16 protein-coding genes and 1 pseudogene are annotated in these 17,812 nt (G+C 71.6%); 8 read left to right on the top strand and 9 right to left on the bottom strand.

Translation table 11 applies throughout. The annotated features are described in order from the left end of the window. Positions 1–52 precede the first annotated feature (52 nt). On the top strand, positions 53–1,216 hold the full coding sequence (locus tag OG897_RS24380; RefSeq protein ID WP_266659331.1) for a cystathionine gamma-synthase: 1,164 nt from the start codon (positions 53–55) through the stop codon (positions 1,214–1,216). Positions 1,217–1,274: 58 nt separating this feature from the next. Here the strand turns inward: OG897_RS24380 and OG897_RS24375 are convergent, their stop codons facing one another. The 3 genes from OG897_RS24375 to OG897_RS24365 all read right to left on the bottom strand — a co-directional run bounded on the left by OG897_RS24375 (position 1,275) and on the right by OG897_RS24365 (position 2,675). Next, on the bottom strand, positions 1,275–1,529 hold the full coding sequence (locus OG897_RS24375) for a hypothetical protein (protein ID WP_266659330.1): 255 nt from the start codon (positions 1,527–1,529) through the stop codon (positions 1,275–1,277). Further along, on the bottom strand, positions 1,526–2,002 hold the full coding sequence (locus OG897_RS24370; RefSeq protein WP_266659329.1) for a sigma factor-like helix-turn-helix DNA-binding protein: 477 nt from the start codon (positions 2,000–2,002) through the stop codon (positions 1,526–1,528). Before OG897_RS24370 ends, OG897_RS24375 begins: the two co-directional genes overlap by 4 nt. A gap of 169 nt (positions 2,003–2,171) precedes the next feature. Beyond that, complete coding sequence (locus tag OG897_RS24365; RefSeq protein ID WP_266659328.1) at positions 2,172–2,675, bottom strand: MarR family winged helix-turn-helix transcriptional regulator; 504 nt, start codon at positions 2,673–2,675, stop codon at positions 2,172–2,174. 198 nt (positions 2,676–2,873) lie between these two features. Between OG897_RS24365 and ilvA the strand changes: the two genes are divergently transcribed. From ilvA to OG897_RS24350, 3 genes are all read left to right on the top strand, one after another. Continuing rightward, positions 2,874–4,103, top strand: a complete 1,230-nt coding sequence (gene ilvA, locus OG897_RS24360) for a threonine ammonia-lyase (protein WP_266659327.1) — start codon at positions 2,874–2,876, stop codon at positions 4,101–4,103. A gap of 144 nt (positions 4,104–4,247) precedes the next feature. After that, complete coding sequence (locus OG897_RS24355; protein ID WP_266659326.1) at positions 4,248–5,225, top strand: ATP-binding cassette domain-containing protein; 978 nt, start codon at positions 4,248–4,250, stop codon at positions 5,223–5,225. Between the two features lie 11 nt (positions 5,226–5,236). Then, positions 5,237–6,088: an ABC transporter permease gene (locus OG897_RS24350; RefSeq protein WP_266660453.1), complete on the top strand. Its 852-nt coding sequence runs from the start codon at positions 5,237–5,239 to the stop codon at positions 6,086–6,088. Positions 6,089–6,207: 119 nt separating this feature from the next. Here the strand turns inward: OG897_RS24350 and greA are convergent, their stop codons facing one another. Both greA and OG897_RS24340 read right to left on the bottom strand, forming a co-directional pair. Further along, positions 6,208–6,705, bottom strand: coding sequence for a transcription elongation factor GreA (greA, locus tag OG897_RS24345; RefSeq protein WP_266659325.1), 498 nt, complete (start codon positions 6,703–6,705; stop codon positions 6,208–6,210). Between the two features lie 177 nt (positions 6,706–6,882). Beyond that, positions 6,883–7,308: a DUF4307 domain-containing protein gene (locus OG897_RS24340; protein ID WP_266659324.1), complete on the bottom strand. Its 426-nt coding sequence runs from the start codon at positions 7,306–7,308 to the stop codon at positions 6,883–6,885. 120 nt (positions 7,309–7,428) lie between these two features. On the opposite strand from OG897_RS24340, the gene mca reads away from it, so the two are divergent. After that, a complete protein-coding gene (gene mca, locus OG897_RS24335; RefSeq protein ID WP_266659323.1) occupies positions 7,429–8,310 on the top strand; it encodes a mycothiol conjugate amidase Mca in 882 nt (293 codons plus the stop codon). Beyond that, on the top strand, positions 8,311–8,589 hold the full coding sequence (locus OG897_RS24330) for a hypothetical protein (protein WP_266659322.1): 279 nt from the start codon (positions 8,311–8,313) through the stop codon (positions 8,587–8,589). It abuts the gene before it with no gap. A gap of 103 nt (positions 8,590–8,692) precedes the next feature. Here OG897_RS24330 and OG897_RS24325 read toward each other — a convergent pair whose 3' ends face one another. From OG897_RS24325 to OG897_RS24315, 3 genes are all read right to left on the bottom strand, one after another. Beyond that, on the bottom strand, positions 8,693–9,193 hold the full coding sequence (locus OG897_RS24325) for a hypothetical protein (RefSeq protein WP_266659321.1): 501 nt from the start codon (positions 9,191–9,193) through the stop codon (positions 8,693–8,695). After that, a complete protein-coding gene (locus OG897_RS24320) occupies positions 9,190–9,750 on the bottom strand; it encodes a hypothetical protein (protein ID WP_266659320.1) in 561 nt (186 codons plus the stop codon). The genes OG897_RS24325 and OG897_RS24320 overlap by 4 nt, the downstream gene beginning before the upstream one ends. Positions 9,751–10,277: 527 nt before the next feature. Then, positions 10,278–13,523, bottom strand: a complete 3,246-nt coding sequence (locus OG897_RS24315; protein WP_266659319.1) for a tetratricopeptide repeat protein — start codon at positions 13,521–13,523, stop codon at positions 10,278–10,280. 218 nt (positions 13,524–13,741) lie between these two features. Between OG897_RS24315 and OG897_RS24310 the strand changes: the two are divergent. Next, a pseudogene (locus tag OG897_RS24310) lies at positions 13,742–14,074 on the top strand (hypothetical protein); the annotation flags it as partial. A 255-nt stretch (positions 14,075–14,329) separates the two neighbouring features. Next, positions 14,330–16,354, top strand: a complete 2,025-nt coding sequence (locus tag OG897_RS24305) for a thioredoxin domain-containing protein (protein WP_266659318.1) — start codon at positions 14,330–14,332, stop codon at positions 16,352–16,354. A 27-nt stretch (positions 16,355–16,381) separates the two neighbouring features. Here the strand turns inward: OG897_RS24305 and OG897_RS24300 are convergent, their stop codons facing one another. Beyond that, positions 16,382–17,659 carry a glycosyltransferase gene (locus OG897_RS24300; RefSeq protein ID WP_266659317.1) on the bottom strand — a complete coding sequence of 426 codons (1,278 nt, stop codon included), beginning with the start codon at positions 17,657–17,659 and terminating at the stop codon, positions 16,382–16,384. Positions 17,660–17,812 lie beyond the last annotated feature (153 nt).

Genomic DNA, 17,812 nt, shown 5'->3' with positions numbered 1-17,812 from the left:
TTGTTCCGGTCAACGGACGCCGGGCACCGGCGGGAGAACTACCCTCGGCCCCATGACTGATGAGCAGAGCCGCCCCGAGCGCGCCTTCGAGACCCTCGCCATCCACGCGGGCAACACCGCCGACCCCCTGACCGGTGCCGTCGTCCCGCCGATCTACCAGGTGTCGACGTACAAGCAGGACGGGGTGGGAGGACTGCGCGGCGGATACGAGTACAGCCGCAGCGCGAATCCCACCCGCACCGCCCTGGAGGAGAACCTCGCCGCACTGGAGGGCGGGCGGCGCGGGCTCGCCTTCGCCTCGGGCCTCGCGGCGGAGGACTGCCTGCTGCGGACGCTGCTGTCGCCCGGCGACCACGTGGTGATCCCGAACGACGCGTACGGCGGCACCTTCCGGCTGTTCGCGAAGGTCGTGTCGCGGTGGGGTGTGGAGTGGTCGGTCGCCGACACCTCCGACCCGGCGGCGGTACGGGCCGCGCTCACGCCCCGTACGAAGGTGGTGTGGGTCGAGACGCCCTCCAACCCGCTGCTGGGGATCACCGACATCGCCGCCGTCGCGGGGATCGCGCACGCGGCGGGGGCCAGGCTCGTCGTCGACAACACCTTCGCCAGCCCCTACCTCCAGCAGCCCATCGCGCTCGGCGCGGACGTCGTCGTGCACTCGACCACCAAGTACATGGGCGGGCACTCCGACGTGGTCGGAGGTGCGCTCGTCACCAACGACGCCGAGATCGCCGAGGAGCTGGTGTTCCACCAGAACGCGATGGGGGCAGTCGCCGGGCCCTTCGACGCGTGGCTCGTGCTGCGGGGGATCAAGACCCTCGCCGTCCGCATGGACCGGCACAGCGAGAACGCCACGCGCATCGCCGACATGCTGACCGCCCACCCGTCGGTCAGCCAGGTGCTCTACCCGGGGCTGCCCGAGCACGCCGGACACGAGATCGCCGCCAAGCAGATGAAGGCATTCGGCGGCATGGTGTCCTTCCGCGTCAAGGGGGGCGAGGAGGCCGCCGTCGAGGTCTGCAACCGGGCGCGGCTGTTCACCCTCGGCGAGTCCCTGGGCGGTGTCGAGTCGTTGATCGAACACCCGGGCCGCATGACGCACGCCTCGGCGGCCGGGTCCGCGCTGGAGGTGCCCGGAGATCTGGTGCGGCTCTCGGTCGGCATCGAGTCCGGTGACGACCTGCTCGCGGACCTCCAGCAGGCGCTCGGCAAGTAGGCACGAGGAAGCAAGCACGAGGAAGCACGTAGGCACGAGGAAGTACGCGCGGGAACGGTCAGAAACCCTCCACCGGCGGCGTCACGTCCGCCGGTGGGGCCTGCCACGGCTGCACGACCGACGCCCACACCAGGAACGCGATCACCGCCGCCACCGTCAGCACCCACAGGGCCCTGCGCAGCAGCCTGCGCCGCCGCAGGTCCCGGCCGCCGCGCTCGGTGGCCCGTCCGAGCAGGTCGGAAGGGACGACGGGGTGCTCGGCCTGTTCCAGGATGAGCCGGACCTCGTCCTCCTTCTGCTTGCGCAGGCTCATGGCGCGGCCACCGCCCTGCGCGGCGGAGCGGGTTGGTACCGCTCCTCGTACACCTGCGAGACGGCGCGCGCGCAGATCGCCCGGACCCGCTGCACCGGCAGTCCGAGCAGCGCCGCCGTCTGCTCCTCCGGCACCCCCTCGAACAGCCGCAGCACCAGGACGAGTCGTTCCTGCGGCGCCAGCGACTCCAGCAGGCCGCCGCGCTGGCGGCGATGGTGCCAGGAGGTGCGGGCGAACCGGGACGCCAGTTCCTGGCGGGTGCGGTCGTACGGGTCCTCGCCGCGCAGGAAACCCCAGCGGGCGTACGCGGTGGCCAGGGCGGCGGTGAGCAGCGCCCGGGCACGCGGGTTGGCGTCGGGGGGTTCGGCCGTGAGCAGGGTGGAGGCGTGCAGGAGACGGCCTGCGGCTCCTGCCACGAAGGCCGTGAACTCCCCTGCGCGGCGCCGCTGTTGGACCGCCTCGCGCTCTCGCACCGTGCCTCCCCGTCCGGGCTCCTGATGCTCATATGAGGTCAGGGGACGGGCCAGGTCAAGAGGTGGGAGCGGCGAGTGCGTGACGGTCCGTCAGGGGGGTGCGGCGGAGGCCCTCGGGAGGCGGCCCCGGTTGCCTCGGGACGCGGTCCCGGTAGTGGCCCCGGCGGCCTCAGGAGGCGGTCGGAGCCTCGCCCGCGCTCGCCGACTGACGGGCCGAGAGCGCCGAGTTGAAACGGGTGAGCAGCGTGGTGAACGCCTCCCGCTCGTCCTCGCTCCAGCCGTCGGTGACCTGCGCCATCAGCTCGCGCCGCGAGGAACGCACCTCGTCCAGGCGCGCCTGTCCGCGCGGCGACAGCTGGAGCACGACCGCACGGCCGTCCTCGGGGTGCGAGGTCCGCTTGACCAGGCCGGTGTCCACGAGCGGCGCGACCTGACGGGTCACCGTCGAGGAATCGATGCCCATGCCCGCCGCGAGCGCCTTGACGCCCATCGGGCCTTCCTGGTCGAGGCGGTTGAGCAGCAGGTAGGCCGCCCGGTCCATCGAGTTGCGGACCTGGCCGACGCCGCCGAGGCGGGTCTGTTCCGCTCGCCGGGCGAAAACGGCCACCTGGTGCTGAAGGGCATCGAGGAGACCGGCGGCGGGGTCGGTCGTCATGTCCTGGGTAGGGGGCATGGCTCGGGCTCTCTTCGTGCGGTGGTCGGGTTGGTGGGGCAAGGGTACGCGGGTGCGGGCACACACGTACCGGCGCTGCGCAAACCTGTGGACAACCGGCCCCGCACCCCGGTCCCGCCGCAGGTCACGGAGCAGGTCGGGGAGCCCGCGCGTGAGACGGGAATCCGCCCGTCCCGCCGGGCTGCCAGACTGGCCGCCATGAGCTTCCGCACGCCCGAACACGCCCGCAGCCTGATCCTCGACGACGTGCGCGGTGCGCAGAAGATGCTCTCCGGAGTGGCCCGCTGCACCCCTCTCGAAGGCAGCAGGCACCTCACCCGCCTCGTCGGTGCCCCCGTGCACCTCAAGTGCGAGAACCTCCAGCGCACCGGCTCCTTCAAGCTGCGCGGCGCGTACATCCGCATCGCGGGTCTGCGCCCCGAGGAGCGCGCCGCCGGAGTGGTGGCCGCCAGCGCGGGCAACCACGCGCAGGGCGTGGCGCTCGCCTCCTCGCTGCTGGGTGTGCGGTCCACGGTGTTCATGCCGGTCGGCGCACCGCTGCCGAAGGTGGCGGCCACCCGGGAGTACGGCGCGGAGGTGAGGCTGTCCGGACAGGTCGTGGACGAGACGCTCGCCGCCGCGCAGGAGTACGCCCGTGACACGGGCGCGGTGTTCATCCACCCCTTCGACCACCCGGACGTCATCGCGGGCCAGGGCACGGTCGGCCTGGAGATCCTGGAGCAGTGCCCCGAGGTCGCCACGATCGTGGTGGGCGTCGGCGGCGGCGGGCTCGCGGCGGGCATCGCGGTCGCGGTGAAGGCGGTGCGGCCCGACGTCAGGATCGTCGGCGTGCAGGCGGCGGGCGCGGCCTGCTACCCGCCGTCGCTGGCCGCCGGGCGCCCCACCTCGCTCGACTCGCTCCAGACGATGGCCGACGGGATCAAGGTCGGCCGCCCCGGTGACGTGCCCTTCGCGATCGTCAGCGAGCTGGTGGACGAGGTGCGGACGGTCTCCGAGGACGAGCTCTCCAGCGCGCTGCTGCTGTGTCTGGAGCGGGCCAAGCTGGTGGTGGAGCCCGCCGGGGCGAGCCCGGTGGCGGCCCTGCTCAGCCGTCCTGAGTCCTTCGAGGGCCCGGTGGTGGCGGTGTTGTCGGGCGGAAACGTCGACCCGTTGCTGATGCAGCGCACGCTGCGGCACGGAATGGCCGCAGCCGGTCGTTATCTGTCACTGAGGTTGCGGCTGACGGACCGTCCGGGGGCGCTTGCGGAGCTTCTCGGGGCGTTGTCAGTGCTCGACGCTAACGTCGTTGACGTGGGTCACACCCGGGCCGATCCGAAGCTCGGACTCACGGAGGTGGAGGTGGACTTGCAGCTGGAGACGAAGGGGCCGAAGCACTGCACGGAGGTGCGGGAGGCGCTCAGTGACGCGGGGTACCTGGTGGTGTCGTAGGGCCGGACGGCTTCCTGGCAACCCTTCTCCAGACGCGATGTATCGCGTTATGGTGTGTCTCGCGCTTCTGTCTCGCCGGGCGATACCGGCCCGGCAAACCTAAAATTTCGCGTAGGAACCACCCACACACATGGGGGACCCCTTATGCCAGGCGCCATCTATGCCGAAGGGCTGGTCAAGTCCTTCGGCGACGTGAAGGCTCTGGGAGGCGTCGATCTCGACGTCCCCGAGGGCACCGTCCTCGGCCTCCTCGGGCCGAACGGAGCCGGGAAGACCACGGCCGTCCGCGTCCTGACCACCCTGCTCCAGCCCGACAGCGGCAAGGCCGTCGTCGCCGGGATCGACGTACTGAAGCATCCCAACGAAGTGCGGCGCTCCATCGGCCTCTCCGGCCAGTTCGCCGCCGTCGACGAATACCTCACCGGCCGCGAGAACCTCCAGATGGTCGGCAGGCTCTACCAGATGCCGAAGAAGGCCGCCAAGGCCCGCGCGGACGAACTCCTGGAGCGCTTCAACCTGGCCGAGGCCGCCGACCGCACCGCCAAGACGTACTCCGGCGGCATGCGGCGGCGGCTCGACCTCGCGGCGGCCCTCGTCGTCTCGCCCCCCGTGATGTTCATGGACGAGCCCACCACCGGCCTCGACCCCCGCAACCGCCAGCAACTCTGGGAAGTCATCCAGGAGCTGGTCGCCGGCGGCACCACCCTCCTGCTCACCACCCAGTACCTGGAGGAGGCCGACCACCTCGCCCACGACATCTGCGTCATCGACCACGGCAAGGTCATCGAACGCGGTACGTCGGACCAGCTCAAGGCCCGTACGGGCGGCGAGCGCATCGAGGTCGTCGTCCACGAGCGCGACCAGATCACGGTCGCGGACGAGGTCCTGAGCGGCTTCGGCAAGGGCGGCGTCAAGGTGGAGCCCCACACCCGCAGGCTGACCGTCCCGGTCACCGGCGGCGCCAAGCTCCTCGCGGAGGTCATCCGCGAGCTCGACGCGCGGGGTGTGGAGATCGACGACATCGGCCTGCGCCGTCCGACCCTGGACGACGTGTTCATCTCCCTCACCGGTCACGCGGCCGAGGAGCCCGTCGAGGACGAGGAGGAGGTGGGGAAGAAGTGAGCACCGACTCCATGACGACGGTGAAGTCCCTCGCCCCCGTGGCCAGGGGCGGCCCCCTGCAGTCGATCACCGACTCGCTGACCATCGCCAAGCGCAACCTGATCCGCATGACCCGGATTCCCGAGATGATCCTCTTCGGGATCATCCAGCCGGTCATGTTCGTCATCCTGTTCACGTACGTGTTCGGCGGCTCCATCCAGGTCGGCGGCTCGACCTCGCCCCAGGCGTACAAAGAGTTCCTGATGGCGGGCATCTTCGCGCAGACCGTCACCTTCGCGACCGCCGGTGCGGGCGCGGGCATCGCCGACGACATGCACAAGGGCCTCATCGACCGCTTCCGGTCACTGCCCATGGCGCGCGGCGCGGTCCTCACCGGCCGTACCCTCGCCGACCTCGTGCAGACGGCACTGACCCTGGTCGTGCTCGCCGGGGTCGCCCTGCTGATCGGCTGGCGCACCCACGAGAACCTCCTGAAGGTGCTGGCGGGCTTCGCCCTGCTCCTGCTCCTCGGCTACGCGTTCTCCTGGATCGGCGCGCTGATCGGCCTCTCGGTCCGCACCCCGGAGGCGGCCACCTCGGGCGGCCTGATCTGGCTCTTCCCGCTGACCTTCATCTCCAACGCGTTCGTGCCGGTCACCGGGATGCCGACCTTCCTCCAGCACGTCGCCGAATGGAACCCGTTCAGCGCCACCGTGCAGGCGGCCAGGCAGCTCTTCGGCAACACCATGCCCGAGATGCCGACCTCGATCACCGGGGCCTGGCCCATGGAGCACCCGGTCTGGGCCTCGCTGATCTGGTCCGTCCTGATCATCGTGGTCTTCCGGACCCTCGCCGTCCGCAAGTACCGCTCGGCCACCGTCTGACCGTGACCGTACGGACCCGGCACACGGAAGGGCCCCCGGCGCGCAGTGGCTGCCGGGGGCCCTTCCGTAGGCGTAGGACGTACGCGAGCGACCAATCCTGGTAGGACGTACGCGAGCGACTAACCCTGGTAGGGCGTCGCCTCCAGAATCCGCACCATGGCCTTCTTGCCGTTCGGCAGCTCGTACTCGGCGTCCTCGCCGACCTTCTTGCCGATCACGCCCGCACCCAGCGGGGACTGCGGCGAGAACGTCTCGATCTCGGAGCTCGGGTACTCGCGGGAGGCGAGCAGGAACGTCATCGTGTCGCTCTCGTCGCCGTCGAAGGCGATCTTGACGACCATGCCGGGCCCGGCCTCACCGCTGGACGCGGTGGCCTCGCCGACCTGGGCGCGCTCCAGAAGCTGCTTCAGCTGGCGGATGCGGAGCTCCTGCTTGCCCTGCTCCTCCTTGGCCGCGTGGTATCCGCCGTTCTCCCGGAGGTCGCCCTCTTCGCGGGCAGCCGCGATCTTCTGGGTGATCTCGGCGCGCGCGGGACCCGACAGGTACTCCAGCTCTTCCACGAGCTTGTTGTACGACTCCTGGGTCAGCCAGGTGACTTCGTCGCTGGTCTGGGTCACAGGTGCTCCTCGAAGTTACGGATAACAAAGCATCGCCCTACCCAAGAAGGATGTGCCTCCACGGGCGGGCGAAACCACGAGCCTAACAATTCGATGCCCCCAGGGGGAGAACCAAAACCGTTACGACTGCATCAACGCAGGTCAGGGGTGCATGGTCACTGGTGAGCAGGCGGTCGCCTACCGGCTGTCGGCGGCGCAGCCCAGCAGTTCCGCGCTGGTGGCCTTCGCCGTCGTGCGGATCGGGTAGATCTCGTCGATCCGGGTCTGGCCCACCTGATCGATCCGCACGTCCTTGCGCCCGACCTCGGCCCCGCTCTCCGCGATGGCGCGCACCGTGCACGTACCGGTGGCGTCGGCGTCCTTGCGGATCTCCAGATGCACCGCGACCTCGGTCTGCGAGGAGTTCAGGTCGAACTTGATCAGCTCGGCACTGATCGTCTGCTTCGAGATGTACCCGTACCCGAGCCAGCCGACCAGCAGGAGCAGCAGCACCCCGAGGACGGACCCGATGATCTTCAGCTTGCGGTCCGCGCGCGCGTCGGCGGAGCGTCCGTAACGCCCGTCAGGGGCCCCGGCGGGTGCTCCGTCACGTACCGCGTTCATGCTGTGATCCTCCGGATGCGCAGGGGCCAGGAATATTTCCCGCCCCCGGTTCGGTCACTATAAGAGCCGCACGTCGCGCCGCAGACACCGAGGGCGCCCGGATCACCGAGGATCGAGATCTTGACTGAGCAGCTGCGCTTGATGGCCGTGCACGCCCACCCCGACGACGAGTCGAGCAAGGGTGCGGCCACCATGGCGAAGTACGTTTCCGAGGGGGTGGACGTCCACGTCGTGACCTGTACGGGCGGGGAGCGGGGCTCCATCCTCAATCCGAAGCTCCAGGGCGACACGTACATCGAGGAGCACATCCACGAGGTCCGCGCCCGCGAGATGGACGAGGCCCGCGAGATCCTCGGCGTCAAGCAGGAGTGGCTCGGCTTCGTCGACTCGGGCCTGCCCGAGGGCGACCCGCTGCCCCCGCTCCCCGAGGGCTGCTTCGCCCTGGAGGACGTGACGGAGGCCGCAGGGCGCCTGGTGAAGTCGATCCGCGCCTTCCGCCCCCAGGTCGTCACCACGTACGACGAGAACGGCGGCTACCCGCACCCCGACCACATCATGACCCACAAGATCACGATGGTGGCCTTCGACGGAGCGGCCGACGCGGCGGCCTTCCCCGAGGAAGAGTTCGGCCCGGTCTGGCAGCCCCTGAAGCTCTACTACAACCAGGGCTTCAACAAGCCGCGCACGGTCGCGCTGCACGAGGCGCTGATCTCCCGGGGCCTGGAGTCGCCGTACGGCGACTGGCTGAAGCGGTGGGAGGAGTTCGAGCGCGAGGAGCGCACGCTGACCACCTTCGTACCCGCATCGGAGTTCTTCGAGATCCGCGACAAGGCGCTGCTCGCGCACGCCACGCAGATCGACCCGGACGGCGGCTGGTTCCGCATTCCGATGGAGATCCAGAAGGAGGTCTGGCCGACCGAGGACTACGAACTCGCGAAGGCTCTGGTCCCCACCTCCCTCCCCGAGAGCGACCTCTTCGCGGGCATCCGCGACAATGCCTAGGTGAACGTTTCCCAGGCAATGATCCAGTTCGTGCCGCTCGCCGCGGGCGACACCTTCGACAAGAACAAGGTGACTCCGGGAATCCTCGGCTTCCTCGTGTTCGCGGCGCTGGCCGTCGGTGTGTGGCTGCTGATGAAGTCGATGAACCGGCACATGGGCAAGGTCTCCTTCGAGGAGGCACCGGACCCGGACGCCCCGGGCGAGGCGTCGGCGGCGGCTCCGGCCAAGGGCGAGAAGGCTTCGGCGGTGCCGTCCAAGGAGTCGGGTCAGCGGGAGTAGTCCGCCGGCGTCAGCAGCAGGTGCGCGGGCTCCGGCCGCAGATGGTCGGAGTGCGCGCCCGCGGGCCCGCGCCCCCGGGTGAACACCGCGCCCGCTTCCACGCTCACGAACCAGTGGTCGAGCACGTCCACGCCGTACGGTTCGGCGGGCCCGCGCATCCTGATCCCGGAGACCGGGCGGGGCGCGGTCCCGATGCCCTGGTTGCCGATGCCCGCCCGCTTCTCGGCGATGCGGTGCCACACATGCCCGTCGCCCAGTCCCGCTGCGCGTACGTGGCGACGAGGGGCCCGCGCACGGGGGCGTGCTCCAGGGCCGTGAAGGTCGTCTCGAAGGCGTCCCGGGGCGCGGCCATCTGGAAGAGCAGCATGCTGTCCACGGGGAAGGGGCGGTCCGCCCGCCGGGGGCGCGCCGACCAGCCCAGCGTTTCCGCGTCCGCCGCCCACTGCACGGCCTCGCACAGGAACCTGCACCCGAAGGAATGCCCCACCAGGTGCAGGAAGCGGCCGTCCCGGGTGCCCAGCACCGCCTTGCGGGGGTCGCCGCGCCCGGCGTCGAGGTAGCCGAGCAGCCGCCCGAGGATGCGGGGCGCGTCACCGTCGCTCATCCGGTGCGCCCGGTCCCGGATGCGCCGGTAGCCGCGCAGGCCGGGTGAACTGGCCGACGGCCACCGTACGGCGAGGACCCACGGCTCGAAGTCGTCGAGGTGTGAGTAGAGCGTTCGTTCCTTCTCGTAGCGCAGAACAGTGAGCGCGACTCCGAGGACGACAGTCGGGCGACGGCGGTCCGGTAGAGGTTGTCCCGGTCCGCCGCCCCGAAGGGCGAGAGTTCTTCCGACGAGGCCAGCCACAGGGAGGCGGGCAGCCCGCCTGCGGCGTCCGCCATCTCCTCGACCGTGTAGCGCCACGGGGAGATGCGCGGGGACCGTTCCATCGCCGCTGCCGCGACCTTGACGGCCGCCCCGCGCCGCAGCGGCCCCGCCTCATGCTCGCGCACCTCCGGCAGGCCCAGGCCCCGCGCGCTCAGACCCCGCGAGGTCAGCACCACCGCGCACCGCGTCTCCTCGAACGCACGCAGCAGATACGTACCCGTCCCCTCGTCCGGTACGTCGTCCGGGACGACCTCCGACGGGTAGGCGCACAGATACCGAGGGGCCAGCTCCACGGCGGTGTCCAGGGGGGGGCGTTCCGAAGCTCCTGCCGCAGCTCCAGGAGGTGCTGCCGGGGCGCCCCGAGCTGACCCAGCAGCCGCAACAGCACCACGTCGGGCCGCTCCCGCCACTCCTCGCCCACCCGCAGTGCGACCACGCGCGGTTCGCGGGCCGGGCGGCCCCGTCGGGCCCGGCCCGCTCTGCGGGCCAACTCCACCGCGAGCGTGCTCGTCCCGACGCCCGGCACCCCGGTCAGGGACAGAACGCGGAGTGCGTCCTCGGCCAACCACGGTGTCAGAGAACGGAGTTCGCGGCCCCGTCCCTCGAAGGGCCTGGGCTTCTCCGGCAACGGCATCGGACGGCGCAGCGATACGGTGACGACCACATGGGCCCCCCTTCCGGCCGGAGGCCCGGCGTGTCGGGTCCATCGGGGAGTAGAGCCCCGTCAGGGAGTGCTGCCCCCAGCCTCCCAGCCCCGCCCGCATCGCCACAAGCAATGGGCGAATCCGGCCGAAGCGGATCAACCGCGCACCCGCCAGAGCTACTTGCCCGCCCCCACCGGAACCCCCATCACCTCCCGCGAATGCCGGTTCGGCACCATTCCCAGCCGCCACGCCTGCCACCCCGCCGCCAGGTCCGCCCCGCGCCCCAGCACCACCCGGTACGCCTCCACGCAGTCCGCCAGGTGTTCGTCCCGCGTGGGGTGCGACTCCGACGCCAGCAGGGCGAGCTCCTCCTCCGCCAGCGAGGTGCCCACCTCAGGACCGCCCGGGTGTGCGAACGGCAGCAGGGTGCAGCGCAGGAAGCGGGCCCAGTCGCCGCCGCGCCTGTCCTCGTAGGAGGCGAACAGGGCGACGGCATCGTCGCAGAGCGAAAGGGCTTGCTCCGGGCGGGAGTTGCCCGCGTCGATCACCACCAGCTCCAGCGCCGTCCACGCCTCCCCGTGCGCGACCCCGATCCGCTGGAAGTCCTGCCGGGCGTCCGTCAGGAGCTGGCGCGCGAAGCCGGAGTTGCGGAGGTTGCCGGTCTGTACGGCGCGCTGGTCGCGGGTGACCCGCCCCGAGTGGTGCCGCGCGCAGGCCAGCCCGTACACGTCCCGCATGCGCGAGAACATCGTCCGGGCGCGCTCCAGTTCGCGGACCGCCTGGTCGTGGTCGCCCCGCTCCTCCAGGGACTGCCCGAGGTAGTACAGGGTCCACGCCTCGCCGCGCGCGTCCTCGTTGTCGCGGTGCCGGGAGAGGGCCTGGCGCAGGCCGTCCACCGCCGGGGCGGGGTCGCCGGCGACCAGGCGGGCGCGGGCGAGCTGGGTCATCGCCCACGCCTCGCCCCGGTCGTCGCGGGTACGCCCGTACAGGTCGAGCGCGGCCCCCAACTCGACCTCCGCACGCGCTACTTCGCCCATCCGCAGACACACCTGACCCGACTGGAAGTGCGCCCACGCCTGCCCGTGCAGCGACTCGCCCTCGCGGTGCAGGGCGAGGGCCGTGTCGAGGAGCTCGACCGCCTCCGCGAGGTTCGCGCGGTCACGTTCGACGGCGGCCAGCGCGTGCAGGTTCCAGGCGCGGTCGCCCGCGAGGGCGGGCGACGACTGGAGGTCGAGGGCCTCGCGGAGCTTGGCCGCGGCCTCCGTCAGATTGCCCTGGTGGTGCAGGGTGATGCCGAGCGAGCCCAGCGCGCGGGCCGCACCCGCCTCGTGCTGCGCCTCGAAGTACAGGTCGACGACCGAGGAAAGGGTCGTACGCGCCTTGTCGAGCTCGCCGAGCTGCCGCGCCGCGATGCCCGTACGCCACTGGACCGAGCGTACGAGAAGTCCCTGGTCGACGGCTTGCGTCAGCTCGCTGATCTCGCCGAGGCGGTAGAGGTCGCCGCGCAGCAGGCAGTAGTCGCACAGCGCGCCCAGCAGGTTCAGCACGAGCTGCTGGTCGACGCCCTCGGCGTGGCGCAGCGCCGCCGTGATGAACGACGACTCGTCGTCCAGCCAGCGCAGCGCCGCGTCGAGGGAGGTGAAGCCGTGCGGGCCGAAGCGGTCGGCGCGGGTGGAGTTCTTGCCGTCGACGAGACGGATGACGGAGTCGGCCAGCTCGCCGTAGTTCTGGATGAGACGTTCCTGCGCGGCCGTCCGCTCGGAGGGTTCCTCCTCGTCGACGAGGCGGGTGTACGCGAAGGAGCGGACGAGGTCGTGGAGGCGGTAGCGGCCGCTCCCGACGGGCTCGATCAGGCCGGAGTCCGCCAGCTCCGCCAGCCGCCGCCGCGCCTCCGCCTCGTCCGTGGCCAGGAGCGCCGCCGCGGCGGCTCCGCCCAGGCTCGCCCGGCCCGCGAGCGAGAGGCGGCGCAGCAGACGCCGGCCCTGCTCCGACTGGTCGGCGTAACGGAGGAAGAGGGCGCGCTCGACCGGGTCGAGGGGCCCGTACGCGGCCAGGTCGGCGGCCAGCGCGCGCGGGCTGCGGGGGCCCAGCGAGGAGGCCGCGACGCGCAGTGCGAGGGGCAGGCCCCGGCACAACTCCGTGATGCGGTCGGCCGATTCACCGTCGTACGGGGTGCTCTCCTCCTGCGCGATCGCCCGCATCAGCTCCTCCGCGCCCGCCCCGTCCAGCGGCTGCACCGGGAGCTGGTGCACCCAGGCCGGTATGTCGTCGGGGAGCGCGAGGGGCTCGCTCGCCGTGACCAGGACCAGGCTGTCCGAGCGCTCCGGGACGAGCGTGCGGACCTGGTCGGGGTCGGTGGCGTCCTCCAGGACGATCGTCACCGGAAGGCCGGTCAGGTGCTGGTGGTACAGCTCGGTCAGGCGCTTCAACTGCTGTTCCTGCGTGGTGCGTTCGTTGCGCTGCTCCCGGAAGAGGAGCTGGTCGCGGGGCGCGCCGAGGCGGTTGAGGAGCTGGAGGAGCGCGTCGCGGGTGGACGTCGGCGACTCGGCCGTGCCTGGCGCGCCGTTGCACAGTTCGACCAGGCACGCCCCCCGGAACTGGTCCTTGAGCCCGTGCGCCGCCCGCAGCGCCAGCGCGGAACGCCCCGAACCCGCCTCCCCGTACAGCACGACGACCGTCGGCCGGGTCTGGGTGCTCGCCCGCGCGGCGTGCACCCACTGCCCGATCTGCGCCATCTCCGCACGCCGACCGGCGAACGGCCCCTCCAGCTGCGGGAGATGGGCGAACGACTGCTCCAGTACGGTCCTGCGCCGCGCCGCCGCGCTCCGGTTGCCGCCGCGCAGCGGAACCGTCGTGCTGGCGGTCTTCTTCGCCGGGCTCGCCGCCCGGGTGCGGGTGGCGGCGCTGAGCATGCGCTGCCGGTCGAGGTAGGGGCGTACGCCTCGTACCTCCAGTGCCGTCAGCCACTGGAGCTTCAACTGCTCGGGTCCGCCCGGCTGTCCGAGCGCACCCGCCCTGCGGTGGGCGGCGGGCCAGTGGGAGGCGGTCACCTTGGCGACGGTCGCGGTCGCCCCGGCCGCCGCGACGACGGCCCCGGCCGCGAACGCGGTCGCCGCCGTGGTGCCGAGCGCGAGGTCGGTGGCGAAGGCGGCGACCGAGGCCACGCCCGTCACCAGGGCGGGGGTGCCGATGCTCGCCTTGCTGAATCGTTCCGACAGGGGCTGCTGCCCGGCGCCAGCCCGGTCGAGTGCGGTGACGTACGCGGCGTACTCCTCGGCGGCGGGGGCGGCCAGTTCGTCCAGCGCGGCCCGTGCGCGGGACAGCAGCGCCCGGCCGTCGGTCCGGCCGCCGGAGCGTCGTACTTCCTCCTCGACGGCCCGCACCAACACCCGCTCGGCTTCAGCCCGGTGGCTCTCCCGCATGTGCGTCCCCCTCAGCGTGCGATGTCCGGGCAGGGCCGTCCCGCCTGGGACCGCCCGGATGTGTCAAGTGTCCTGCTTGACGGGCGCGGACGCGAGGGAGTGGGCGCTGGGGAGTGCTGGGGCGGAACGCGGCGGAGGGGGTTCGGAAGTGCCGGAGGTGTCGGGAGAGGTTCCCCACTAGCCCTCCCGTAGATACCCTATGGGGGTATATAGTCGTGCTCCTCCCCGGAGAGGCGAGCCGACTGACCCTCACCGTCGGCCTGGACGGTGCTCCGGTCACCGACCTGGAGCCCTACCTCGCCGCGTACGGCCACCTCGTGGCGCTGCGGGTCGGGGGCCTCGGCTACCTCCACGTCCACCCGGAGGGCGAGCCCGGCGTCACCGCACCGGGACAGGAGATCGCGTTCATGGCCGTCGCGCCGACGGCGGGTACCTACCGCCTCTTCCTGGACTTCCAGCACGAAGGCGTCGTACGCACCGCCGAGTTCACGGTACGGACCTCGGAGGCGGCCCCGGAGCCTGCGCACGCCGACCACCACGCACACCACTGATGCCCGCAGCGGCACCCGCGCCCGCACCCGCATCCGTACGTGGAGACGAAGCCGGGGTCTGACGACACCTCCGCCTCTTCGGAGCCCAGGTCATCGCCCTGTTCGGCACCGGTCTGACCACGGTCGCCCTCGGCCTCCTCGCCCACGACCTGGCGGGCCCGAGCACCGGACTGGTCCTCGGCACGGCCCTCCACGTTTTCGAAGGCCGCGTGACCGTTCCACGGCGGGCGGGAGGTCCTGGGGCAGGATGGGGGAATGCCCACGAATCGCCTGGCCCAAGAGACCTCCCCCTACCTGCTCCAGCACGCCGACAACCCCGTCGACTGGTGGCCGTGGTCGCCCGAAGCCTTCGATGAGGCGCGGCGACGGGGGGTGCCGGTGCTGCTGAGCGTGGGGTATTCGTCCTGCCACTGGTGTCATGTCATGGCGCACGAGTCCTTCGAGGACGAAGGCACCGCCGCCGTCATGAACGAGCACTTCGTGAACGTGAAGGTGGACCGCGAGGAGCGCCCCGACGTCGACGCCGTCTACATGGAGGCGGTGCAGGCGGCGACCGGGCAGGGCGGGTGGCCGATGACCGTGTTCCTGACGCCCGACGCCGAACCCTTCTACTTCGGTACGTACTTCCCGCCCGAGCCCCGGCACGGCATGCCGTCCTTCCCCGAGGTGCTGGAGGGAGTGCGCGCCGCGTACGCGGACCGGCGGGGCGAGGTCGACGAGGTCGCCGGGAAGATCGTGAAGGACCTCGGGGAGCGTTCGCTGGCGTTCGCGTCGACGGGGCTGCCGGGGGAGGAGGACCTGGCGGGCGCACTGCTGGGGCTCACGCGCGAGTACGACGCGCGCAACGGCGGCTTCGGGGGCGCGCCCAAGTTCCCGCCGTCCATGGTGCTGGAGTTCCTGCTGCGGCACGCGGCGCGGACGGGGTCCGAGGGGGCCCTCCAGATGGCGACGGACTCCTGCGAGGCGATGGCGCGGGGCGGGATCTACGACCAGTTGGGGGGCGGGTTCGCCCGGTACGCGGTGGACGGGGGGTGGGTGGTCCCCCATTTCGAGAAGATGCTGTACGACAACGCGCTGCTGTGCCGCGTCTACGCCCATGTGTGGCGGGCCACCGGGTCCGATCTGGCGCGTCGGGTGGCGCTGGAGACGGCGGACTTCCTGGTGCGTGAACTGCGCACGGGCGAAGGCGGGTTCGCGTCGGCGCTGGATGCGGACAGTGAGGACGGACAGGGGCGCCATGTGGAGGGCGCGTACTACGTGTGGACGCCCGCCCAACTCCGCGAGGTGCTCGGGGAGTCGGACGCGGCGCTGGCGGCGGCGTACTTCGGGGTGACCGAGGAGGGGACCTTCGAGGAGGGCGCGTCCGTACTGCAACTGCCTGTGGATGCAGGGGAGTTGGTGGACGCGGCGCGGATCGCGGAGATCCGGGTGCGGCTGCTGGCGGCACGGGGCGAGCGGCCCGCCCCCGGGCGGGACGACAAGGTCGTCGCCGCGTGGAACGGGCTGGCGATCGCCGCGCTGGCGGAGGTCGGGGCGTACTTCGACCGGCCCGACCTCGTGGAGCGGGCGACGGAGGCCGCCGACCTTCTGGTGCGGGTCCACCTGGACGACGCGGCGCGGCTGGCCCGTACCTCGAAGGACGGTCGAGTCGGCCCGAACGCGGGGGTGTTGGAGGACTACGCGAACGTCGCGGAGGGCTTCCTCGCGCTGGCCTCGGTGACGGGGGAGGGGGCGTGGCTGGAGTTCGCCGGGTTCCTGCTCGACCACGTACTGATGCGGTTCGTGGGGGAGGGGGGCTCGCTGTACGACACGGCGGACGACGCGGAGAAGCTGATCCGCAGGCCGCAGGACCCGACGGACAACGCGACGCCGTCGGGGTGGACGGCGGCGGCGGGTGCGTTGCTGTCGTACGCGGCGCACACGGGCTCCTCGGCGCACAGGGAGGCGGCGGAGGGGGCGCTGGGTGTGGTGAAGGCGCTCGGCTCGCGGGCTCCGAGGTTCATCGGGTGGGGGCTGGCGGTGGCGGAGGCCGCGCTGGACGGGCCCAGGGAGGTGGCGGTGGTGGGCGCTCCCTCCGACCCTGCCGCGCGGGCCCTGCACCGGACGGCGCTGCTGGGGACGGCGCCCGGTCTGGTGGTGGCGTTCGGCGCGCCGGACAGTGAGGAGTTCCCGCTGCTGGCGGACCGGCCGGGGGCGGGGGCGTACGTCTGCCGCCGCTTCGTGTGTGCGGTGCCGACGGGGGACGCGGCGGTGCTCGGGGAGCAGGTCGGAGCCAGGTAGACCCCGGGTCCCGCCGGGCGGGGTCTTTTACTGCCGGGGGCTCCGCACCCGGGCCCCCGGCCCGCCTCGGCGGAGCCCCGCATCGACACGGCCCCGCGCCTCTGGGGGCGTGCCGAGATGGGCTCCGACGTGTGACGTCAGCTCCCAGTCCCTGCGCCCCGTGTACTCCCGCCACACCGCGCGCAGCGCCGCCGCCGCGAGCACCACCGCGTACAACGGCCCGCCGATCAGCAGCTTCACGTAACTCCAGAAGCCGATCCGGAACCCGTACTCCCGCCCGAAGTCGTGCAGGGCGACCGCCTCGAAGACCATCATCGCGGCCATCGGGACCATCGGCAGCCAGGCGACCAGAGCGACGGGGAGGGGGACGCCGCCCACCCACGCCAGCAGCAGACCGAGCGGGATCATGATGCCCGTGGCCGCCTGGAGGAAGGGGGTGGAGAGCGTGTAGCGGGCCAGGACGCGCTGCTTCCAGCCGGGCAGGCGGCGCCACTCGCCCTTGCGCAGGACCTGGAGGAAGCCCTGGTTCCAGCGGGTGCGCTGCTTGTACAGGGCGAAGAGGGAGTCCGGCGTCTCCTCCCGGGTGACCAGTGCCGCGTGGTACGCCACGACCACCTTCGCGCCCCTGCTGGACAGACGTACGCCCAGGTCGCAGTCCTCGGCGAGGCAGTCGCCGTCCCAGCCGCCCGTCTCGCGGAGCAGGGCGGCGCGCACGAAGACCGTGTTGCCGCCGAGCGGGATGAAGCCCTTGCGGGCGTGCAGGTGCAGACGGCTGCGGAACCAGAAGAAGTATTCGAGGCAGTTGCGCAGGCTGTACCAGCTGCTGTCGAAGTTGACGAGCTGTACGCCGCCCTGGACGACGTCCGCCTCGTCGCGGCGGAACGCGAAGTCGACGTGCGTCAGCAGCTCCGGGTGGACGATGTCCTCCGCGTCGAAGACCCCGATCACCTCGCCGCGTGCGTACGGGAGCGCGGTGTTGAGGGCGCGCGGCTTGTTCTTCACCGCGTGGGTGTCGACGATCGTCTGGATCATGTGCGGGTGTTCCGCGGCCAGTTCATGGGCGATGGCCGACGTGCCCGGGTCGTCGTGGCCGACGATCAGGACGATCTCGAAGCCCGGGTGGTCGATCTTCAGCAGTTGCTCGACGGTGTGCCGCAGCACGGCCTCCTCGTGCCGGGCGGGCACCAGGAGCGAGAACGTCACTCCGTGTTGTCCGTCCGGCTCCGCGAATGCCGTCGATTCGAGCGTTTCCGGTGTCCGCCAGGCATGCACCATCCACCAGAGCGTGACCGCCGCGGTCGCCATCAGAACGAGCGAATCCACTAAAAGGACAGCGGAAACCACGAATTTTCCCCCTCTTCCCCCCGTCGGACCGATCCCCTCGGTCCTTCCCCGTCGGGGAAAGTAGCAGGTCGCTTAATTCCTCGGCAATGACGGTGCAAAGCAGTGCAATGCCCG

Origin of the sequence: Streptomyces sp. NBC_00237 (genome assembly GCF_026342435.1) — a bacterium.
Taxonomy (GTDB): Bacteria; Actinomycetota; Actinomycetes; order Streptomycetales; family Streptomycetaceae; genus Streptomyces.
This window is presented reverse-complemented; position numbering and strand designations above follow the sequence as displayed.

Coding starts and splice junctions, on each gene's coding strand:
- OG897_RS24380 (WP_266659331.1), top strand. CDS start 53: ATGACTGATGAGCAGAGCCGCCCCGAGCGCGCCTTCGAGACCCTCGCC.
- OG897_RS24375 (WP_266659330.1), bottom strand. CDS start 1,529: ATGAGCCTGCGCAAGCAGAAGGAGGACGAGGTCCGGCTCATCCTGGAA.
- OG897_RS24365 (WP_266659328.1), bottom strand. CDS start 2,675: ATGCCCCCTACCCAGGACATGACGACCGACCCCGCCGCCGGTCTCCTC.
- ilvA (WP_266659327.1), top strand. CDS start 2,874: ATGAGCTTCCGCACGCCCGAACACGCCCGCAGCCTGATCCTCGACGAC.
- OG897_RS24355 (WP_266659326.1), top strand. CDS start 4,248: ATGCCAGGCGCCATCTATGCCGAAGGGCTGGTCAAGTCCTTCGGCGAC.
- OG897_RS24350 (WP_266660453.1), top strand. CDS start 5,237: ATGACGACGGTGAAGTCCCTCGCCCCCGTGGCCAGGGGCGGCCCCCTG.
- OG897_RS24340 (WP_266659324.1), bottom strand. CDS start 7,308: ATGAACGCGGTACGTGACGGAGCACCCGCCGGGGCCCCTGACGGGCGT.
- OG897_RS24325 (WP_266659321.1), bottom strand. CDS start 9,193: ATGAGCGACGGTGACGCGCCCCGCATCCTCGGGCGGCTGCTCGGCTAC.
- OG897_RS24315 (WP_266659319.1), bottom strand. CDS start 13,523: ATGCGGGAGAGCCACCGGGCTGAAGCCGAGCGGGTGTTGGTGCGGGCC.
- OG897_RS24305 (WP_266659318.1), top strand. CDS start 14,330: ATGCCCACGAATCGCCTGGCCCAAGAGACCTCCCCCTACCTGCTCCAG.
- OG897_RS24300 (WP_266659317.1), bottom strand. CDS start 17,659: ATGGCGACCGCGGCGGTCACGCTCTGGTGGATGGTGCATGCCTGGCGG.